This is a genomic window from Shewanella intestini (assembly GCF_018221465.1).
Taxonomy (GTDB): Bacteria; Pseudomonadota; Gammaproteobacteria; order Enterobacterales; family Shewanellaceae; genus Shewanella; species Shewanella intestini.
In genome coordinates this window covers 1-696 of record NZ_JAAIKR010000058.1, presented here as the reverse complement: position 1 = coordinate 696, position 696 = coordinate 1, and the positions used below count along the sequence as shown (strand labels likewise).

Annotated in this window: 1 protein-coding gene; it reads right to left on the bottom strand. The window is 39.1% G+C overall.

Annotation, left to right across the window (positions count from 1 at the left end):
* Positions 1-68: 68 nt before the first annotated feature.
* Entirely contained in the window at positions 69-452 is a 384-nt protein-coding gene (locus G3R48_RS17135; RefSeq protein WP_153665764.1) for a hypothetical protein, read from the bottom strand.
* Positions 453-696 lie beyond the last annotated feature (244 nt).

The window sequence follows — 696 nt, the reverse complement described above, 5'->3', positions numbered from 1 at the left end:
ACCGCCCTGTGCGGAGCCGCATGCAGGGTGGTGTGGGGGCTGGAGGCTAGAGACCTCCGGCTACCCGATTAGGTTTGAAATGCGTAGAAATATACTGCTAGAAATAACGGAATATATAAAATACACCCAATAGCAGCACCAATACGCATTTTATTTTTCCCCATTATTTCTGTTGCATAAGCCAATTTAGGTGACCAAAAAATTGCAACAATTGACCACAGTACACCTATTAATAACCATGCCTGCCAAAATATTGGAGATAAATATATTTGATTATTTATATAACCATAAAAAGCGACTAAACCAACAGACATGAAAATGGCATTAGCAGACTCTTCTATCTTTACACTTAATGCACTTTCGTCTGAGCCATTGATATAACCAAAAACTTTAAATGGAAATGGTAAAACTAAAATAACAACAAGTATCCAAAATGATATTTGCCAGAACATACAGCTTAACTCCCTTTAAACCTAACGCCCTGCTAATAAGTGAACCAAGTGCTGGCGGGCGATTTGCGCAGCAAATGGCATGACAGCCTTGGTGAATCTGGATTTAGCAGCTTGTTAAGTGGCATTTTCATTTTTCTCTACAGATTTCCGAATCTCCGGTAATTGGTACTGTAGTATGCCAAAAATTACAATCAGCGGAATTATTGCAAGCCATAATAATCCATCAAGAAACCACAATGAGGCG

Excerpts from the sequence above, each read along its gene's own strand:
- G3R48_RS17135 (WP_153665764.1), bottom strand. The coding sequence starts at position 452 with ATGTTCTGGCAAATATCATTTTGGATACTTGTTGTTATTTTAGTTTTA.